Raw genomic sequence first — 15,158 nt, 5'->3', positions numbered from 1 at the left:
CTCATCAGGGTGAGTAACGGGACTCGAACCCGCGACATCCTGGACCACAACCAGGTGCTCTACCAGCTGAGCTATACCCACCATGCATGACCGGACTGTTGTGGTCTTGGGAAGTCCCTGGGGGCTTCCCTACCGGCCGAGAAAAAGTGTACAGGGTCCGGGAGGGTGCTCGCGCACATGTTTCGAGGCGCCCTCCCGGGCCCCCTGCGAAGGGCTACTCCGCAGGCAGGACGTACTTTGCCGCGATCGCCTTCGCGGTGTCCGAGTCCGGGCCCGGCTGCGGCACGAAGACCGCCTCCCGGTAGTAGCGCAGCTCCGCGATGGATTCACGGATGTCCGCGAGCGCCCGGTGGTTTCCGTTCTTGTCCGGGCTGTTGAAGTACGCCCGCGGATACCAGCGGCGGGCGAGCTCCTTCACGGAGGAGACGTCCACGATCCGGTAGTGGAGGTGGGACTCCAGCTTCGGCATGTCCCGCAGCAGGAACCCGCGGTCGGTGCCGACCGAGTTTCCGCACAGCGGAGCCTTGCCCGGCTCCTTGACGTGCTCACGTACGTACGCGAGGACCTGCTCCTCGGCGTCGGCCAGCGTGGTGCCGCCGGCCAGCTCGTCGAGGAGCCCGGAGGCGGTGTGCATGGTGCGCACCACCTCCGGCATGGTCTCCAGCGCGGCGTCCGGGGGACGGATCACGATGTCCACCCCTTCACCGAGTACGTTCAGCTCCGAGTCGGTGACCAGTGCGGCCACCTCGATGAGTGCGTCGTCCGTCAGCGAGAGCCCGGTCATCTCGCAGTCGATCCACACCATGCGGTCGTTCATGTGTCTTACCCTACGGGGCGCTCCGCTGACCGGGCAGACTCGGACGGCCACCGGTGTAGCCGGAGGCGTACAGATCGGAGCTGGGTTTCCCCGGTTCCGCCGCCGTGTGCGAGGTCGCACCCGGCCCCACCACCGCACTCGCCGCCGCCGTCCGCCGGGCCTGGGGGAGCGCCTGGGACGGAACGGTCTCCGGCACCGGAGCCGGCATGGGCACCGCGACCGGGCCCGCACTGGGTTCCGGCTGTGGCCGCCGGGCCCGGTAGGCCGCCCGGTACGACGCCGGGGACGAGCCGAGCTGGCGGCGGAAGTGCCCGCGCAGCGCGACCGGGGAGCGGAAGCCGCAGCGGCCCGCCACCTCGTCCACAGAGTAGTCGGACGTCTCCAGCAGGCGCTGGGCCTGCAGGACCCGCTGGGTGATCAGCCACTGGAGGGGGGCCGACCCGGTCAGCGAGCGGAAACGACGGTCGAAGGTGCGACGGCTCATGTACGCCCGCGCGGCCAGGGTCTCCACGTCGAACTGCTCGTGGAGGTGCTCCAGCGCCCAGGCGACGACCTCGGCCAGCGGGTCGGAGCCGATCTCCTCAGGTAAAGACCTGTCGAGATAGCGCTCCTGCCCACCGCTGCGGCGGGGTGGCACGACCAGTCGGCGGGCCAGCGCGCCGGCCGCCTCGCTGCCGTGGTCCGTCCGCACGATGTGGAGACAGAGATCGATTCCGGCCGCGGTTCCGGCCGAGGTGAGGACGTCCCCGTCGTCGACGAAGAGCTCCCTCGGATCGACGTGTACTGATGGATAGCGTTTGGCCAGTGTCGGCGCGTACATCCAGTGCGTCGTCGCCGGGCGGCCGTCCAGAAGACCGGCCGCGGCGAGCACGAACGCGCCGGTGCACAGCCCGACGATCCTTGCCCCTTCCTCGTGTGCCCGGCGCAGCGCGTCGAGCGCGGCTGCCGGGGGCGGCGAGGTGATGGAACGCCACGCGGGCACCACCACCGTTCCCGCCCTGCTGATTGCTTCCAGGCCGTACGGCGCGGTGAGTTCGAGTCCCCCTGTGGTCCGCAGGGGTCCTTCCTCACCGGCACACACCAGCAGCCTGTAACGCGGAACTCCCGCGTCCTGTCGGTCGATTCCGAACACGGAGAGCGGAATGGAACTTTCGAAGATGGGGCCGCCACTGAACAGCAGTACGGCGACGACTTCCCGGCGTCGGCGGCCGGCCAGCTTCCTTGCGGTCTCCGGTGATGCGGCAGCGGAGTCCTGGCTCATGGCGCTAAGCCCCCCTCGGTGTTCGCGGCTCCCCGTTCTTGTCGGGCCTGTCGCTCCTGCACTTTTCCCCTCGGTTTTGCACGAGTCCCCAGCCTTCGATACGCATGATCGAATCTACTGCGTCCCGTGGCGCCGGCGTGACAAGTCCGGCACCCAGCGCTATGTCGACAAGGCAACTTGGCGCGAAGCTTTCGATCACGAAGCGTTTCACTCGTGGGCCCCGCAGGGGAAGTGCGCCTCCTGGGGATGGCCCGTACCCGTATGGTGCCAGAGGCCGCGATGGTCCTTTCCTCCCTGGTGGCAAGGGGGTTGGCAGGCCATTTGGCCAAGGAATCCGCCACCGGGGGAAGTTGGCCGAAAACATACGGGTCCTGGTGTGCGATCGGCTCACCCCTCGGGTGTACAGCCCCGTCCGTGACGCCCACCACGATGCGCTCTCGGAGGCACGCGGGCGTGCCGTCCGGAGGGTGGAAGCACCCCCCGCGCCCGTTCCTCGGCGGCCGCCCGCTCGGACTGGCGAAGGAGCAGCCGGCACACCGCGGTCACGGCCGTCAGGCCGAGCGCGGAGCCGGCCGCCCCCGCGAACGAGGACCCGTACACGACGAGCACGACGGGCACGAGCACACAGCTGAAGGCCGCCCAGCGCACGACGTCGCCCGCCGTGTCGGCCGGGGGGCGTGCTCCGGTCGACCAGAGTAGTTCGGCATTCACGGACCGGTTGGTACGTACGGATTCAGCCGCGGACGGCACTCCGGGCGACCGGTGGCGGGGGCCGGGCGGCGCGGGGGTGGCCGGGTGGGCGACCGGGGGAGGGGGCACGAGAAGGTGCTTCCTGATCGGAGTCGGGCGTGATCACGCCTCTAACGCGGAAGCGCCCGGTCCGGTAACTGAAAGATCATCGGTGCGGAAGCGCCCGGTCCGGGCATTGGAGGATCATCGGTCCGGCGGCGGAGACCGGCCCCGGGACCGCTGTAGAGGGCACCGGGCATTGCCTTCCGGGGCGGGCTCGTGCATGCTCCGGGGAACGCCGAGTAGGTTCGGCGGCTCTGGGCAGGAGAGGAGTGTCGCCGTACCCTTGGGGGTATGGGGTTGGGAAGATGATTCCCGGACACAGCTCCGCCGCCGACTCGTTGTTGTTCACTCGTCCCCGCTGTCCCCCGACTGAGGACCTCCTTCGCCGAGACACCCATGGCCGGTCACGAATTCTCCGAACCCGCGGACCGCAAGCAGGTAGCCGACCCCACGTCGGACCTCCAAGCGGCGACAGAACCACGACACTCCTGCGATCCCGCGTTCCGTCACGGCGTCGTCGTCGGCTTCGACGGCTCGACGTCCAGTGAGCGGGCCCTCGCCTACGCCATCGGCATGGCCAAGCGCTCCGGCTCCGGGCTGATCATCGTCCACGTGGCCAACCGGCTGCCCACCACGGTGTGGGCGGGCTGCGAGCCGCCGGTCTTCGTGGACGTCCCCGACCACCGCACCGAGGTGCTCGGGCTCGAACTCGCCTGTGCCGACTATCTCGCCGAAGTCCCCTGGATCCTGGTCGAGCGCGGCGGCGACATCTGCCATGAACTGGAAGAAGTCGGGCGCGAGTACGCGGCCGACGCCATCGTCGTCGGCTCCACGCACGGCATCGTCGGGCGGATCTTCGGCTCCGTCGCCGGGCGGCTCGCGCGGCGTGCGCAGCGTCCCGTCGTCGTCATCCCGTAATCGCGCGTTGTCCCAGTTGAGACCGGGGCGATGTTTGGCTGATGAGCCGTCAACTCCCTTTGCGCGCAGCCGAATCTACCCATGCGTAGGGGTGGATTGTGCCCTTGTGAAGGGTAGATAAAGGTCGCTGGGAAGCAGCATCACCGCAGCAGTACCACCGCACATGAAGGGAGCCCGCCGTGGACAACGAAGTCTCCGCGGGAAGCACCACCTCCACGCTCGGTCACCTCGCGCTCGGCATCACCCTGCTGGCCTTCGGCCTTGGCAACACCCGCGTGATCGACGGCGTGACGGTGGCCGACTCCGTCTCGATCGCGACCTACGTCGGCGGCATCGGCCTGTTCGTCCTCGGCGTCCTCGCCTTCCGTGATCAGGACGCGTTCACCGGCACCGCCTTCGCGGGCCTGGGCGCCTTCTGGTTCACCTGGGCCGCGGGGGCGAACACCAAGTTCTCGGCCAACGCGGCCGGCCTCTTCCTGGTCCTCTTCGCACTCCTGGCGCTGAGCCTGGCGGCGGGTTCGGCGGGCGCCGGGCTCTTCCGGCAGGGCACGTACGGACTGCTCTTCCTCGCCCTGGTGCTCCTGGCCATCGGCCAGTTCGCCGACAACTCCTCGCTCGGCAAGGTGGCCGGCTGGGTCGCCACGGTCGCGGGCGCCGTCGCCTGGTACGGGGCCACGGCCTCGCTCGCCAAGTGGCCGACCGCCCTGCCCCGACGCGCTGCCGGCCGGGGGGTGACGGCCACCGGTTGATCGGCAGCCGCAGGCCGGCGCCTGGGCAGCACCGGCACGCACAAGGGCGACCCCCGCCGATGGGACGGGGGTCGCCCTTTTCCGTGCGTACGGAGGGGTGACGACTACTCGACGGTGACCGACTTGGCCAGGTTGCGCGGCTTGTCGATGTCGCGGCCCATCGCCAACGCCGTGTGGTACGCGAAGAGTTGGAGCGGGATGCCCATGAGGATCGGGTCCAGCTCGTTCTCGTTCTTCGGCACGACGATGGTGTGGTCGGCCTTCTCCTGGTGCTGATGCGCGACCGCGAGGATGCGGCCGCTGCGGGCCTTGATCTCCTCCAGGGCGGCGCGGTTTTTCTCCAGGAGGTCGTCGTTCGGGACGATCGCGACCGTCGGCAGCGCCGGCTCGATGAGCGCGAGCGGGCCGTGCTTCAGCTCGGAGGCCGGGTAGGCCTCGGCGTGGATGTAGGAGATCTCCTTGAGCTTCAGGGAGGCCTCCAGGGCGACCGGGTAGCCGCGCACACGCCCGATGAACATCATCGACTGGGCGCCCGCGTACTCCTTGGCCAGCTTCTCGATCTCCGGCTCCATGGCCAGGATCTCCTCGATCTGGCCGGGCAGCTTGCGCAGGCCCTCGATGATCCGCTTGCCGTCGGCCACCGACAGGTCGCGGATCCGGCCGAGGTGCAGCGCGAGCAGCGCGAAGGCGACCACGGTGTTGGTGAAGCACTTGGTCGAGACGACGCAGACCTCGGGCCCGGCGTGCACATAGGTGCCGCCGTCCGCCTCGCGGGCGATCGCCGAGCCGACCACGTTCACGACGCCGAGCACGCGGGCGCCCTTGCGCTTGAGCTCCTGCACGGCCGCGAGCACGTCGTACGTCTCACCGGACTGCGAGACCGCGATGTACAGGGTGTCGGGGTCCACGACCGGGTTGCGGTAGCGGAACTCGGAGGCCGGCTCGGCGTCCGCGGGGATGCGGGCCAGCTCCTCGATGAGGCCGGCGCCGATCAGGCCCGCGTGGTAGCTGGTGCCACAGCCGAGGATCTTGATGCGGCGCACACCGCGCGCCTCGCGGGCGTCCAGGTTCAGGCCACCGAGGTGAACGGTCGAGAACCGGTCGTCGATGCGGCCGCGAAGCACGCGGTCGACGGCCTCGGCCTGCTCGCTCATCTCCTTGTGCATGTACGTGTCGTGGCCGCCCATGTCGTAGGAGGCGGCCTCCCACTCGACGGTCTCGGGGGTGGTGTTGGTGAGCGTGCCCGAGGTCGTGTACGTCCGGAAGTCGTCGGCCTTCAGGGTCGCCATCTCGCCGTCGTTCAGAGTGACGACCTGGCGGGTGTGGGCGATCAGCGCGGCGACGTCGGAGGCGACGAGCATCTCCTTCTCGCCAATGCCGAGGATGACCGGGGAGCCGTTGCGGGCGACCACGATGCGGTCGGCGAAGTCGGCGTGCATCACGGCGATGCCGTAGGTGCCCTCGATGACCTTGAGCGCCTCGCGGACCTTCTCCTCCAGGGAGTCGGCCAGGGAGCGGGCGATCAGGTGGGTGATGACCTCGGTGTCGGTCTCCGAGGCGAAGACGACGCCCTCGGCCTCCAGCTTGGCGCGCAGCTCGGCGGCGTTGTCGACGATGCCGTTGTGGACGACGGCGACCTTGTTCTCGGGGTCGAGATGCGGGTGCGAGTTCAGGTCGGAGGGGGCGCCGTGGGTGGCCCAGCGGGTGTGGGCGATGCCCGTGGTGCCGGCGAAGCGCTTGGGGACACGGGCCTCCAGGTCGCGGACGCGGCCCTTGGCCTTGACCATCTTCAGGGCCCCGGACTTGGGGGTGTTGACGACCATGCCCGCGGAGTCGTAACCCCGGTACTCCAGCCGCTGCAGGCCTTCCAGCAGCAGCGGAGCCACATCACGCTTACCGATATAACCGACGATTCCGCACATAGAGTCTCTGCCCCTCCATCGACGTACATGTATCAAGCCCAGATGTGTGCTCAGCCGTAGACGATGCGGCGCAGCTGCCGGAGCGAGAGCTCCGGTGGCGCTACGGCGCGGTGCGGCAGCTCTGCCGCGATCCGCTCGAAGATCTCCGCGTTCACGGCGCCCCCGGACTGCAGTTCACGGTGGCGCCGGCGGACGAATTCCTCGCACGTCTCGTCGAAGTACGCCAGCACCTCCAGAACCACCCGGGCCGCCTCACCGCGCTGGAGCGCGGTGCTGCGCACCAGATGATCTACGAGGTCGTCGTGGGACGACGGGCTGCGGCGTTCGAGCACCCGTCGATATTGCGGTCTGGCGGGGACATACGCAAGAATCCTGCCCGATTCCGGGCAGGATTCACATGATCGCGCGTCTGGTCTGGACCAGAACGGCTTCACAGGCGCTTGAGGACCGCCTGCTTGGCCGCCGAGAACTCCTCATCCGTCAGGATGCCGCTCCGGTGCAGCTCGCCGAGTTCACGCAGGCGCCGGAGCAGTACGTCGTGGTCCTCGGCGGCCGGGGCGGCGGGCGCGGCCGTCAGGGACTTGGGGGCGGCGGGCGCCAGTTCCCGCCGCGGGGCGTGCGGGTGCGGCATCCGGGCCACCACCGCCGAGGCGAGCAGCGCCATCAGCGGATCCTTCTTGAAGCCGTTCAGCTCGACCGCCAGCGGATCGTGTTTGGCGGCGAGCCGCGGGGCGTTCGGCATGGTGACGAAGCGCAGGTAGCCGTCGATCAGGCCGCGCGCGGGCTGCCAGACCACCTCCGTCAGATCGTCGAGCCCCAGGGTGACCGGGCCGGCCGCCGTCTTCTTCTCGTCGGTGTGCCAGGTCCACTCCAGGCGCACCGTACGGCCGTCGAAGGTGACCGTGGCATCGCCCGCGCCCACCGTCATCGGCACCGCGGGCCCCGGCAGGAGGTAGCTGTCGACGGGCCCGTCCGGCACCTCGTCGAGCAGCAGGGCGTTGCGCACCTCGTCCACCATGTACTCGGCCACGGCCGCCGTCCGGGTCTCCACGGTCAGGACGTACGGGTCCGAGGCGTCCGGCAGCTTTCCGCCGGTGACCTGGAGCAGCGGATCCGCCCCGTCCCGCAGCCGCAGCCTGAGCCGCCCGGTCTTGCGTCCCGGCTCGTACGCGATGCCCGCCACCGCTCGCAGCGGTACCGCTGTCTCCCCGAGCGTCCGCTGGAGCAGGCCGACCGACTTGTCGCTGCCCGGCACGATCCGCAGCGTCTCGCCGTCGAAGACCCAGGTGCCGTCCTTCTGGATGATTTCCGCCATGCGGGGATTGTTTCATCGGCCTCCGCCGTGATGATCGACTTGCGGACATCGGGCGGTTCCGGTACTCCCCGCGGTGCCGCTCCTCACCTTGACCCCGGGTGCGATCCCCGGTCCCATGGGGAGTGTTCGGTTGCTCAGCCCCCACAGTTGCGCGACCCCCTGGAAGGGAACCGCTTGTGAGACAGAGACAGCGCAGGACATTCGCCCGGCTCCTCGGCTCCCTGGTCCTCGTGGCGGCCGCCGGGCTCACCAGTATCGGGGCCTCCGCGGCCCCCGCGGCGGCGGGCGCCCCCCGCCCGCTGGGCCAGATCGTGCCCGCCCCCGCCTCCGTCTCCACCGGCGGCACCCCGTACACCATCGGCTCGGCCACCAAGATCAGGGTCGCCGCGGGTTCGCCCGACGCCCAGCGGATCGGTGACTACCTGGCAGGCATCCTTCGGCCCTCCACCGGGTACGGCCTGCCCGTCACCGGCGACGCGGGCGACGACGGGATCCGGCTGCTGCTCGGCGCCGGTGACCAGGGCCTCGGCGACGAGGGCTACCGGCTCGCCTCGGGCGCCGGGTCCCTCACCATCACCGCCGACAAACCCGCCGGGCTCTTCCACGGCGTACAGACCCTGCGGCAGCTGCTGCCCGCGGCCGTGGAGAAGCGGACGAAGCAGACCGGCCCCTGGAAGATCGCGGGCGGCACCGTCACCGACTCCCCGCGCTACGCCTACCGGGGCGCGATGATCGACGTCTCGCGGCACTTCTTCACCGTCGACCAGGTCAAGCGGTACATCGACCAGCTCGCCCTCTACAAGATCAACGAGCTGCATCTGCACCTCAGCGACGACCAGGGCTGGCGCATCGCCGTCGACTCCTGGCCCAAGCTCGCCACCTACGGCGGTCAGACGCAGGTCGGCGGCGGCAAGGGCGGCTACTACACCAAGGCCGACTACCGGGCGATCGTCGCCTACGCCTCCTCCCGCTATCTGGAGGTCGTCCCCGAGATCGACACCCCGGGACACACCAACGCGGCCCTCGCCTCCTACGCCGAGCTGAACTGCAACGGCGTCGCGCCCCCGCTGTACACGGGCACCAACGTCGGCTTCAGCTCGCTGTGCGTGCCCAAGGACGTGACGTACAAGTTCTTCGACGACGTGGTGCGCGAGGTCGCCGCCCTCACGCCCGGGCGGTACGTCCACATCGGCGGCGACGAGGCGCACTCCACCTCGCACGCCGACTACGTCACCTTCATGGGCAAGGCCCAGCCGGTCGTCGGCAAGTACGGCAAGACGGTGATGGCCTGGCACCAGATCGCCGGGGCCACACCCGTGAAGGGGGCCGTCGCCCAGTACTGGGGCACGCTCGGCAACGAGGCGGACGTCGCCGCGGCGGCGCAGGCCGGCACCCGGCTCGTGATGTCGCCCGCCAACCACGCCTACCTCGACATGAAGTACGACGCGAAGTCTCCGCTCGGGACCAGCTGGGCCGGATACGTCGACGTCGACAAGTCGTACGCGTGGGATCCGGGCACCTTCATCAAGGGCGTACCGGCGAAGGCCGTGCTCGGCGTCGAGGCGCCGATCTGGTCGGAGACGCTGACCAATTCCTCCCAGATCGAGTACATGGCCATCCCGCGGCTCCAGGGGATCGCGGAGATCGGGTGGTCGCCCGCTTCCACGCACGACTGGGCGTCGTACAAGACGCGGCTCGCGCAGCAGGGGCCGCGGATGGCGGCGCTGGGGATCAACTTCTACCGGTCGCCCGTGGTGCCGTGGGTTTGAGTCCCCAAGCCTGAGGGGCTCGGTTCCGCGAGAACCGAGCCCCTCAGGCAGGTAGCCCGTCAGGCGATCGGGTTCCTCAGGGTGCCCACCAGTTGCAGGGCGCCCGCCGGGTCCGCCAGGTCCACCATCTGCTCGTTGTTGCGGAGCTGGAGGCGGTTCAGGCAGGACAGGGCGAAGTCCGGGGCGAACAGGTCGTACTGCTTGAACCTGTCGGCCAGTTCGGGCTTGGAGGCCTGGTAGGCGGTGACGCAGTCCGTCACGGTCCGCCAGAACGCCGACTCCTCAAGGACTCCCTCCGTCACCAGGGCCGCGTTCAGGAAGCGGAAGAAGCAGTCGAAGACGTCCGTGAACACGGAGAGCAGCTTCATGTCCTCGGGCACGTCCGCGCGGATCCGCTCCACGGCCGGCGGCAGCGCCGCGTCCGGGTCCATCACCGCGATCTCCTCGGCGATGTCCTTGAAGATCGCCCGCGAGACCGTGCCGTCCTCGGCGAGCACCAGGATCACGTTCTCGCCGTGCGGCATGAACACCAGGTCGTACGCGTAGAAGGCGTGCAGGACCGGCACCAGGTAGGCGTCCAGGTAGCCGCGCAGCCACTCGGCCGGGGTGCGGCCCGACTCGGCGATCAGGGCGCCCGCGAACGAGGCGCCCTCGTGGTCGGTGTGCAGCAGCGAGGCCATCGTGGCGAGGCGCTCGCCCGGCCGGAGCGACGGAACCGGGCTCTCGCGCCACAGCGCGGCCAGCATCTTGCGGTACGGCGAGTAGCGGTCGGTGGCCCGCTCGTACTGCTCGTGGCGGTAGCCGATCGCCGCCCGCTCGCGGATGATCGAGAACCGCGCCGCGCGGAACGTGTCGTCCGCCGCGACCAGCCCCGCCAGCCAGTCGTTGATGGCGGGCGTCGCCTCCATGTACGCGGCCGAAAGCCCGCGCATGAAGCCCATGTTGAGGACCGAGAGGGCCGTTTTGACGTAGTGCTTGGCCGGGTCGCTCGTGTTGAAGAACGTACGGATCGACTGCTGGGCGAGGTAGTCGTCGTCGCCCTCGCCGAGCAGGACCAGGCGCTCCTGGGCGATCTCGGCGGCGAAGGTCACGGACAGTTTGTTCCACCACTGCCAGGGGTGCACCGGCAGCAGGAGGAAGTCGTCGGCGTCGAGGCCGCGTTCGGCCAGCCGGGCCGCGAACCGGTCCAGGGTGGCCCGGCCGAGTTCGTCGCGCATCAGCGCCTCGTGGTCCAGGCCCGCGCCCGCCGTGAAGGTGGCGCGGTCGCGGCGGGCCGCCAGCCACAGCAGCCGCACCGGGCTCGCGGTCTCGGGGGCGTACGCGAGGTACTCGTGGACGCCGAAGCCGAGCCGGCCGTTGTTGGCGACGAAGCAGGGGTGGCCCTCGGTCATGCCCGTCTCGATGGCCTGGAAGCCGGAGCGGGCGAGCTCCGCCGACGTAATCTGAGGCTTCGTCAGTTTGTATGCCGTGCCGGAGAGGGTGGAGGAGATCTCCTCCAGGTACACCGGCAGGATCGTGTCGCTCAGGCCGAGGGCGGTGCGCAGTTCGAGGAAGAAGTCCAGTGCGTCGAGCGGGAGTCGGCCCTCGGCGCCGTGCCGCGATATGGACTCGGCGAACACCTGCCAGTGGTCGAGCGAGAGCCGGGACGCGGTGAAGCGGTACTCGACCGAGCCGTCGTCGGAGCGGACGCGGTACCGGTTGTCGCCGAGCGGCTCGGGGGCGAGGAGGCGCTCGTGGGCGAACTCGGCGAGCGCCTTGCGGATGAGGAGCCGGTTGGCCTCGGCCCACGGCTCGGGGGTGAGGTGGGTGACCGTGGTGTCGGTGGTCATCGTGTTGCCGCCTCTCGGGCCCGTGTGGTCTCCAGGGCCGTACGGAACTGCTCTCGGGTGCAGAAGGACAGATAGGCGTCCTTCTCGGGCTTGGTGATCCGCTTGGCGATCTCGAAGCCGACGGCCTCGTTCAGCGCGTGCACCGCACTGTTGTTGACGTCGGGCTCGACGACGACGCGCGCGGTGGCCGGGTCGGCGAACAGCTCCTCCATCACGGCGGTGATGACGGCCCGCGTGAAACCGTGCACCGGGGTGTCGGTCGGGGCGACCAGGAAGTGCATGCCGACGTCCCCGGGCAACGGCTCGTACAGGCCGGCCAGTTCGACGTACGCCGGGTGGTAGTGCTCCATGAGGAACGCGGGATCGCCGTCGTGCAGGCCGACGAGGGCGTGGTGGTGCGGGTTCGCGGCGATCGCCATGTACTCGCGCTCGACGTCCTGGAGTTTCGCGTGCTGCATCAGCCAGAACGCGGCCTTGGGGTGGGTCACCCAGGAGTGCACCAGCTCGGAGTCGCGGAGGGGGTCGAGCGGCCGGAAGGTGAAGGACCCGACGGCGGGCCGGCGGTTCTGGGGGTTCTGGGGGCTCATATGGCGAACTCCTGGAAGGCGATGGACTTCTCGACCGGGTAGTACTCGCGGCCGAGCAGCTCGCCGATGATGTACGCGTTGCGATAGGCGCCCATGCCGAGGTCGGGCGAGGTGATCGAGTGGGTGTGCACGCCGGCGTTCTGGAGGAAGACGCCGTGGCCGGTGGTGTCGATGGAGTAGTTGCGGGCCACGTCGAAGCGCCCGCGCCCGTCGCGCCGCAGCCGCCCGGTGACGGGCTTCAGGAACTCCGGCTCGGCGTACTGGTAGCCGGTGGCGAGGACCAGGCCCTGGGTGCTGAGGGTGTAGTCCTTCTCCTGCTCCTCCTGTCGCAGACCCAGTGTGTACGTACTGGTGGTGGTGTCGTAACTGGCCGACCCCAGCGCGGAGTTGGTGAGCAGGCGGGTGGGGACGGGACCCTTGAGGCTCTTCTGGTAGAGCAGATCGAAGATGGCGTCGATCAGCTCCGAGTCGATGCCCTTGAAGAGCCCCTTCTGCGCCGATTCGAGCCGGTAGCGGGTGGCCTCGGGCAGCGCGTGGAAGTAGTCGATGTACTCCGGGGACGTCATCTCAAGGGTCAGCTTGGTGTACTCCAGCGGGAAGAAGCGGGGCGAGCGCGTCACCCAGTTCAGCCGGTAGCCGTGGACGTCGATCTCGGAGAGCAGGTCGTAGTAGATCTCGGCCGCGGACTGGCCCGAGCCGACGATCGTGACCGACTCCTTCTTCTGGAGCGCCTCCTTGTGCTCCAGGTAACGGGAGTTGTGCAGCAGGTCGCCGCCGAGGCCCCGGCAGGGCTCGGGGAGGTGCGGCGGGGTGCCGGTGCCGAGCACGAGGCGGCGGGTGCGGAAGGTGTCGCCGGTGGTGGTCCGGACCGCGTACAGCTCGGTCGTGTCGTCGTACGTCACCGACTCGACCGTCTGGTTGAAGCGGATCGAGCCCAGTTTCCCGGCGGCCCAGCGGCAGTAGTCGTTGTACTCGGTGCGCAGGGGGTAGAAGTTCTCGCGGATGTAGAACGAGTACAACCGCCCTGATTCCTTCAGGTAGTTGAGGAAGGAGTACGGCGAGGTCGGGTCGGCGAGGGTGACCAGGTCGGACAGGAACGGCGTCTGGAGGTGGGCGCCCTCCAGGAACATCCCGGAGTGCCACTCGAAGCCGGGCTTGGTCTCCAGGAAGAGGCCGTTCAGCTCGTCGATGGGCTCGGTGAGGCAGGCGAGACCGAGGTTGAAGGGGCCGAGCCCGATCCCGATGAAGTCGTACGCCTCGGACGTGCCGGGGGCTTCAGGACGCGTGGACAAGGTTCTCTCCCAGGTACTGCTCGGCGTGGCCGGCGATCAGGTCGAGTACGGCGGCGATGTCCTCGACGCTCGTCTCGGGGTTGAGCAGGGTGAATTTCAGGTACTGGCGGCCGCCGGACTTGGTCCCGGCGACGACGGCCTCACCGGACGCGAAGAGCGCCTTGCGGGCGTAGAGGTTGGCGCGGTCGATCTCGGCGGGCGAGGTGACGTTGTCGGGGATGTAGCGGAAGACGAGGGTGGAGAGACTGGGTCGTACGACCACGTCGTACCGGGGATCGGCGGCCAGCAACTGCCAGCCCCGCTCGGCCAGTTCACATACTTCGTCGAAGAGGGAGCCGATGCCGTCGGCGCCCATGGTGCGCAGGGTCATCCACAGTTTCAGGGCGTCGAAACGGCGGGTGGTCTGGAGCGACTTGTCCACCTGGTTGGGGATGCGCTCCTCGGCCGCGCGGCGCGGATTGAGGTAGTCGGCGTGGTAGGTGGCGTGGCGGAGCGTGGCGCGGTCACGGACGAGCACGGCGCTCGAACTGACGGGCTGGAAGAACGACTTGTGGTAGTCGACGGTGACGGAGTCGGCGCGCTCGATGCCGTCGAGCAGGGCACGGCGGCCGGGGGTCGGCGAGGCCAGCAGCCCGCAGCCGTAGGCGGCGTCCACGTGCATCCAGGCGCCGTACTGGGCGCAGAGCTCGGCGATGCCGGGCAGCGGGTCGATGGAGCCGAAGTCCGTGGTCCCGGCGGTGGCCACGACCGCCATGGGTACGTTGCCCTCGCTCACGCAGCGCTCCAGGGCGCGGGCGAGCCCGAGGACCTGCATGCGCTTGTCGTGGTCGGTGGGGACGGCGACGACCGCGTCCCTTCCCAGGCCGAGCAGTTGGGCGGACTTCTGCACGCTGAAGTGGCTGCACTCGGAGGCGAAGATGCGCAGCCTCGCGAGGTCGGTGGTCTTGGCCTCCTCGCGGGCGAGCAGCAGCGACTGGAGGTTGGACTGGGTGCCGCCGCTGGTGAACACGCCGTCCGCGGCGGGGCCGAGGCCTATGCGCCGCGCGGTCCAGTCGATGAGTCTGCGCTCGATGAGGGTGCCGCCCGCGCTCTGGTCCCAGGTGTCCAGGGAGGAGTTCACCGCGGACAGGACCGCCTCGCCCAACACGGCGGGGATCACGACCGGGCAGTTGAGGTGGGCGAGGTAGCGGGGGTGGTGGAAGTAGACGGCGTCGCGGAGATAGACGTCTTCGAGCTCGTCCAGGACGGCGGAGGAATCGCCGAGCGGGGCGTCGAGGTCGATGCCGTCGACGACCGGGGCGAGGTCGTCGACCCCGACACCGCTGAACGGCCGCCGGGTCGAGGCGAGTTTGCGCGCCACCCGCTCTACTCCTTCGGTCACGGAGCGGCGGTATTGCTCCGCGGTCGTGTCGTTGAGCAGCTGGGAACGCATGGGGGGTCCTCCGGATCGGGGAGCGGGCGGGGCCCTGGCCCTCCGGGCAGGGAGGGGTGTGAACGAGGGCCCGCGATCTCGTAAGTAAGGTTAGCCTAACCTAAGTTTTGGGGGTAAGGGTGGGGGGCTTTCCCGCCCCGCCCACCCGTTTGGCAGGCTGCGGACGGGCCCGCCATGGGAGCCTGACGTCCGTACGGATTCGGCGAGTTGGTGGAATGAGGGGCGGGGGCGGGATCCGACGAAGCGCGCCCGCCGGGAGGGGGTGGCCCCCGGGAGGGGAGAGCCCTTGAGAGGTGCGCGGGGGTGAGGCCCTCGTATGGGTCTCGGGGGAGGGTGGCCCCAAGCCTCTAGCGGGCGGTCAGTTCCGGGGAATGCCGCCGGGGCGGAGCCCCCGACGTGCGGTGCGGGGTGCCCGGCTTCCGGGGTTCAGTCCAGCCGACGCTGAGCGACAGGCGGGCGGGTGGGTGGGCAGCCC

At 69.6% G+C, this 15,158-nt stretch carries 13 protein-coding genes and 1 tRNA gene; 3 read left to right on the top strand and 11 right to left on the bottom strand.

The genetic code is table 11. From position 1 onward, the window contains the following. Positions 1-8 precede the first annotated feature (8 nt). The 4 genes from ACWC2B_RS03610 to ACWC2B_RS03595 all read right to left on the bottom strand — a co-directional run bounded on the left by ACWC2B_RS03610 (position 9) and on the right by ACWC2B_RS03595 (position 2,789). Positions 9-81 (bottom strand) — tRNA-His (locus tag ACWC2B_RS03610). 133 nt (positions 82-214) lie between these two features. Next, complete coding sequence (gene orn, locus ACWC2B_RS03605) at positions 215-817, bottom strand: oligoribonuclease (protein WP_189968426.1); 603 nt, start codon at positions 815-817, stop codon at positions 215-217. 10 nt (positions 818-827) lie between these two features. Continuing rightward, positions 828-2,078 (bottom strand): helix-turn-helix domain-containing protein, encoded by a 1,251-nt coding sequence (locus ACWC2B_RS03600; protein ID WP_450714776.1) that lies wholly within the window; start codon positions 2,076-2,078, stop codon positions 828-830. A gap of 387 nt (positions 2,079-2,465) precedes the next feature. Continuing rightward, positions 2,466-2,789: a hypothetical protein gene (locus ACWC2B_RS03595; RefSeq protein ID WP_450714775.1), complete on the bottom strand. Its 324-nt coding sequence runs from the start codon at positions 2,787-2,789 to the stop codon at positions 2,466-2,468. Positions 2,790-3,266: 477 nt separating this feature from the next. Here ACWC2B_RS03595 and ACWC2B_RS03590 point away from each other — a divergent pair, with 477 nt between their 5' ends. After that, positions 3,267-3,788 (top strand): universal stress protein, encoded by a 522-nt coding sequence (locus tag ACWC2B_RS03590; RefSeq protein WP_438293709.1) that lies wholly within the window; start codon positions 3,267-3,269, stop codon positions 3,786-3,788. 179 nt (positions 3,789-3,967) lie between these two features. Then, positions 3,968-4,537: an acetate uptake transporter gene (locus ACWC2B_RS03585; RefSeq protein ID WP_450714774.1), complete on the top strand. Its 570-nt coding sequence runs from the start codon at positions 3,968-3,970 to the stop codon at positions 4,535-4,537. 104 nt (positions 4,538-4,641) lie between these two features. Here ACWC2B_RS03585 and glmS read toward each other — a convergent pair whose 3' ends face one another. The 3 genes from glmS to ACWC2B_RS03570 form a co-directional block, all read right to left on the bottom strand. Further along, positions 4,642-6,459: a glutamine--fructose-6-phosphate transaminase (isomerizing) gene (gene glmS, locus ACWC2B_RS03580; RefSeq protein WP_450714773.1), complete on the bottom strand. Its 1,818-nt coding sequence runs from the start codon at positions 6,457-6,459 to the stop codon at positions 4,642-4,644. A 50-nt stretch (positions 6,460-6,509) separates the two neighbouring features. Beyond that, positions 6,510-6,791, bottom strand: coding sequence for a hypothetical protein (locus tag ACWC2B_RS03575; protein ID WP_450714772.1), 282 nt, complete (start codon positions 6,789-6,791; stop codon positions 6,510-6,512). Between the two features lie 98 nt (positions 6,792-6,889). Beyond that, entirely contained in the window at positions 6,890-7,774 is an 885-nt protein-coding gene (locus tag ACWC2B_RS03570; protein ID WP_450714771.1) for a DUF4429 domain-containing protein, read from the bottom strand. Positions 7,775-7,950: 176 nt separating this feature from the next. Between ACWC2B_RS03570 and ACWC2B_RS03565 the strand changes: the two genes are divergently transcribed. Continuing rightward, positions 7,951-9,543, top strand: coding sequence for a beta-N-acetylhexosaminidase (locus ACWC2B_RS03565; RefSeq protein WP_450714770.1), 1,593 nt, complete (start codon positions 7,951-7,953; stop codon positions 9,541-9,543). A 59-nt stretch (positions 9,544-9,602) separates the two neighbouring features. On the opposite strand, the gene ACWC2B_RS03560 is transcribed toward ACWC2B_RS03565, so the two are convergent. Genes ACWC2B_RS03560 through ACWC2B_RS03545 form a run of 4 tightly spaced genes read right to left on the bottom strand, consistent with a single transcriptional unit; the run spans position 9,603 to position 14,683 of the window. Then, positions 9,603-11,372 carry an IucA/IucC family protein gene (locus tag ACWC2B_RS03560; RefSeq protein WP_450714769.1) on the bottom strand — a complete coding sequence of 590 codons (1,770 nt, stop codon included), beginning with the start codon at positions 11,370-11,372 and terminating at the stop codon, positions 9,603-9,605. Further along, on the bottom strand, positions 11,369-11,959 hold the full coding sequence (locus ACWC2B_RS03555) for a GNAT family N-acetyltransferase (protein WP_450714768.1): 591 nt from the start codon (positions 11,957-11,959) through the stop codon (positions 11,369-11,371). The genes ACWC2B_RS03560 and ACWC2B_RS03555 overlap by 4 nt, the downstream gene beginning before the upstream one ends. Beyond that, entirely contained in the window at positions 11,956-13,251 is a 1,296-nt protein-coding gene (locus ACWC2B_RS03550) for a lysine N(6)-hydroxylase/L-ornithine N(5)-oxygenase family protein (protein ID WP_450714767.1), read from the bottom strand. The genes ACWC2B_RS03555 and ACWC2B_RS03550 overlap by 4 nt, the downstream gene beginning before the upstream one ends. After that, entirely contained in the window at positions 13,235-14,683 is a 1,449-nt protein-coding gene (locus tag ACWC2B_RS03545) for a pyridoxal phosphate-dependent decarboxylase family protein (RefSeq protein ID WP_450714766.1), read from the bottom strand. Before ACWC2B_RS03545 ends, ACWC2B_RS03550 begins: the two co-directional genes overlap by 17 nt. Positions 14,684-15,158: the final 475 nt, after the last annotated feature.

It is taken from the genome of Streptomyces sp. NPDC001415 (genome assembly GCF_053597395.1).
The sequence above is the reverse complement of the archived record's forward strand: the minus strand, read 5'-3'. Positions and strand labels throughout refer to the sequence as shown.

Excerpts from the sequence above, each read along its gene's own strand:
- ACWC2B_RS03570 (WP_450714771.1), bottom strand. The coding sequence starts at position 7,774 with ATGGCGGAAATCATCCAGAAGGACGGCACCTGGGTCTTCGACGGCGAG.
- ACWC2B_RS03600 (WP_450714776.1), bottom strand. The coding sequence starts at position 2,078 with ATGAGCCAGGACTCCGCTGCCGCATCACCGGAGACCGCAAGGAAGCTG.
- ACWC2B_RS03545 (WP_450714766.1), bottom strand. The coding sequence starts at position 14,683 with ATGCGTTCCCAGCTGCTCAACGACACGACCGCGGAGCAATACCGCCGC.
- ACWC2B_RS03555 (WP_450714768.1), bottom strand. The coding sequence starts at position 11,959 with ATGAGCCCCCAGAACCCCCAGAACCGCCGGCCCGCCGTCGGGTCCTTC.
- glmS (WP_450714773.1), bottom strand. The coding sequence starts at position 6,459 with ATGTGCGGAATCGTCGGTTATATCGGTAAGCGTGATGTGGCTCCGCTG.
- orn (WP_189968426.1), bottom strand. The coding sequence starts at position 817 with ATGAACGACCGCATGGTGTGGATCGACTGCGAGATGACCGGGCTCTCG.
- ACWC2B_RS03560 (WP_450714769.1), bottom strand. The coding sequence starts at position 11,372 with ATGACCACCGACACCACGGTCACCCACCTCACCCCCGAGCCGTGGGCC.
- ACWC2B_RS03590 (WP_438293709.1), top strand. The coding sequence starts at position 3,267 with ATGGCCGGTCACGAATTCTCCGAACCCGCGGACCGCAAGCAGGTAGCC.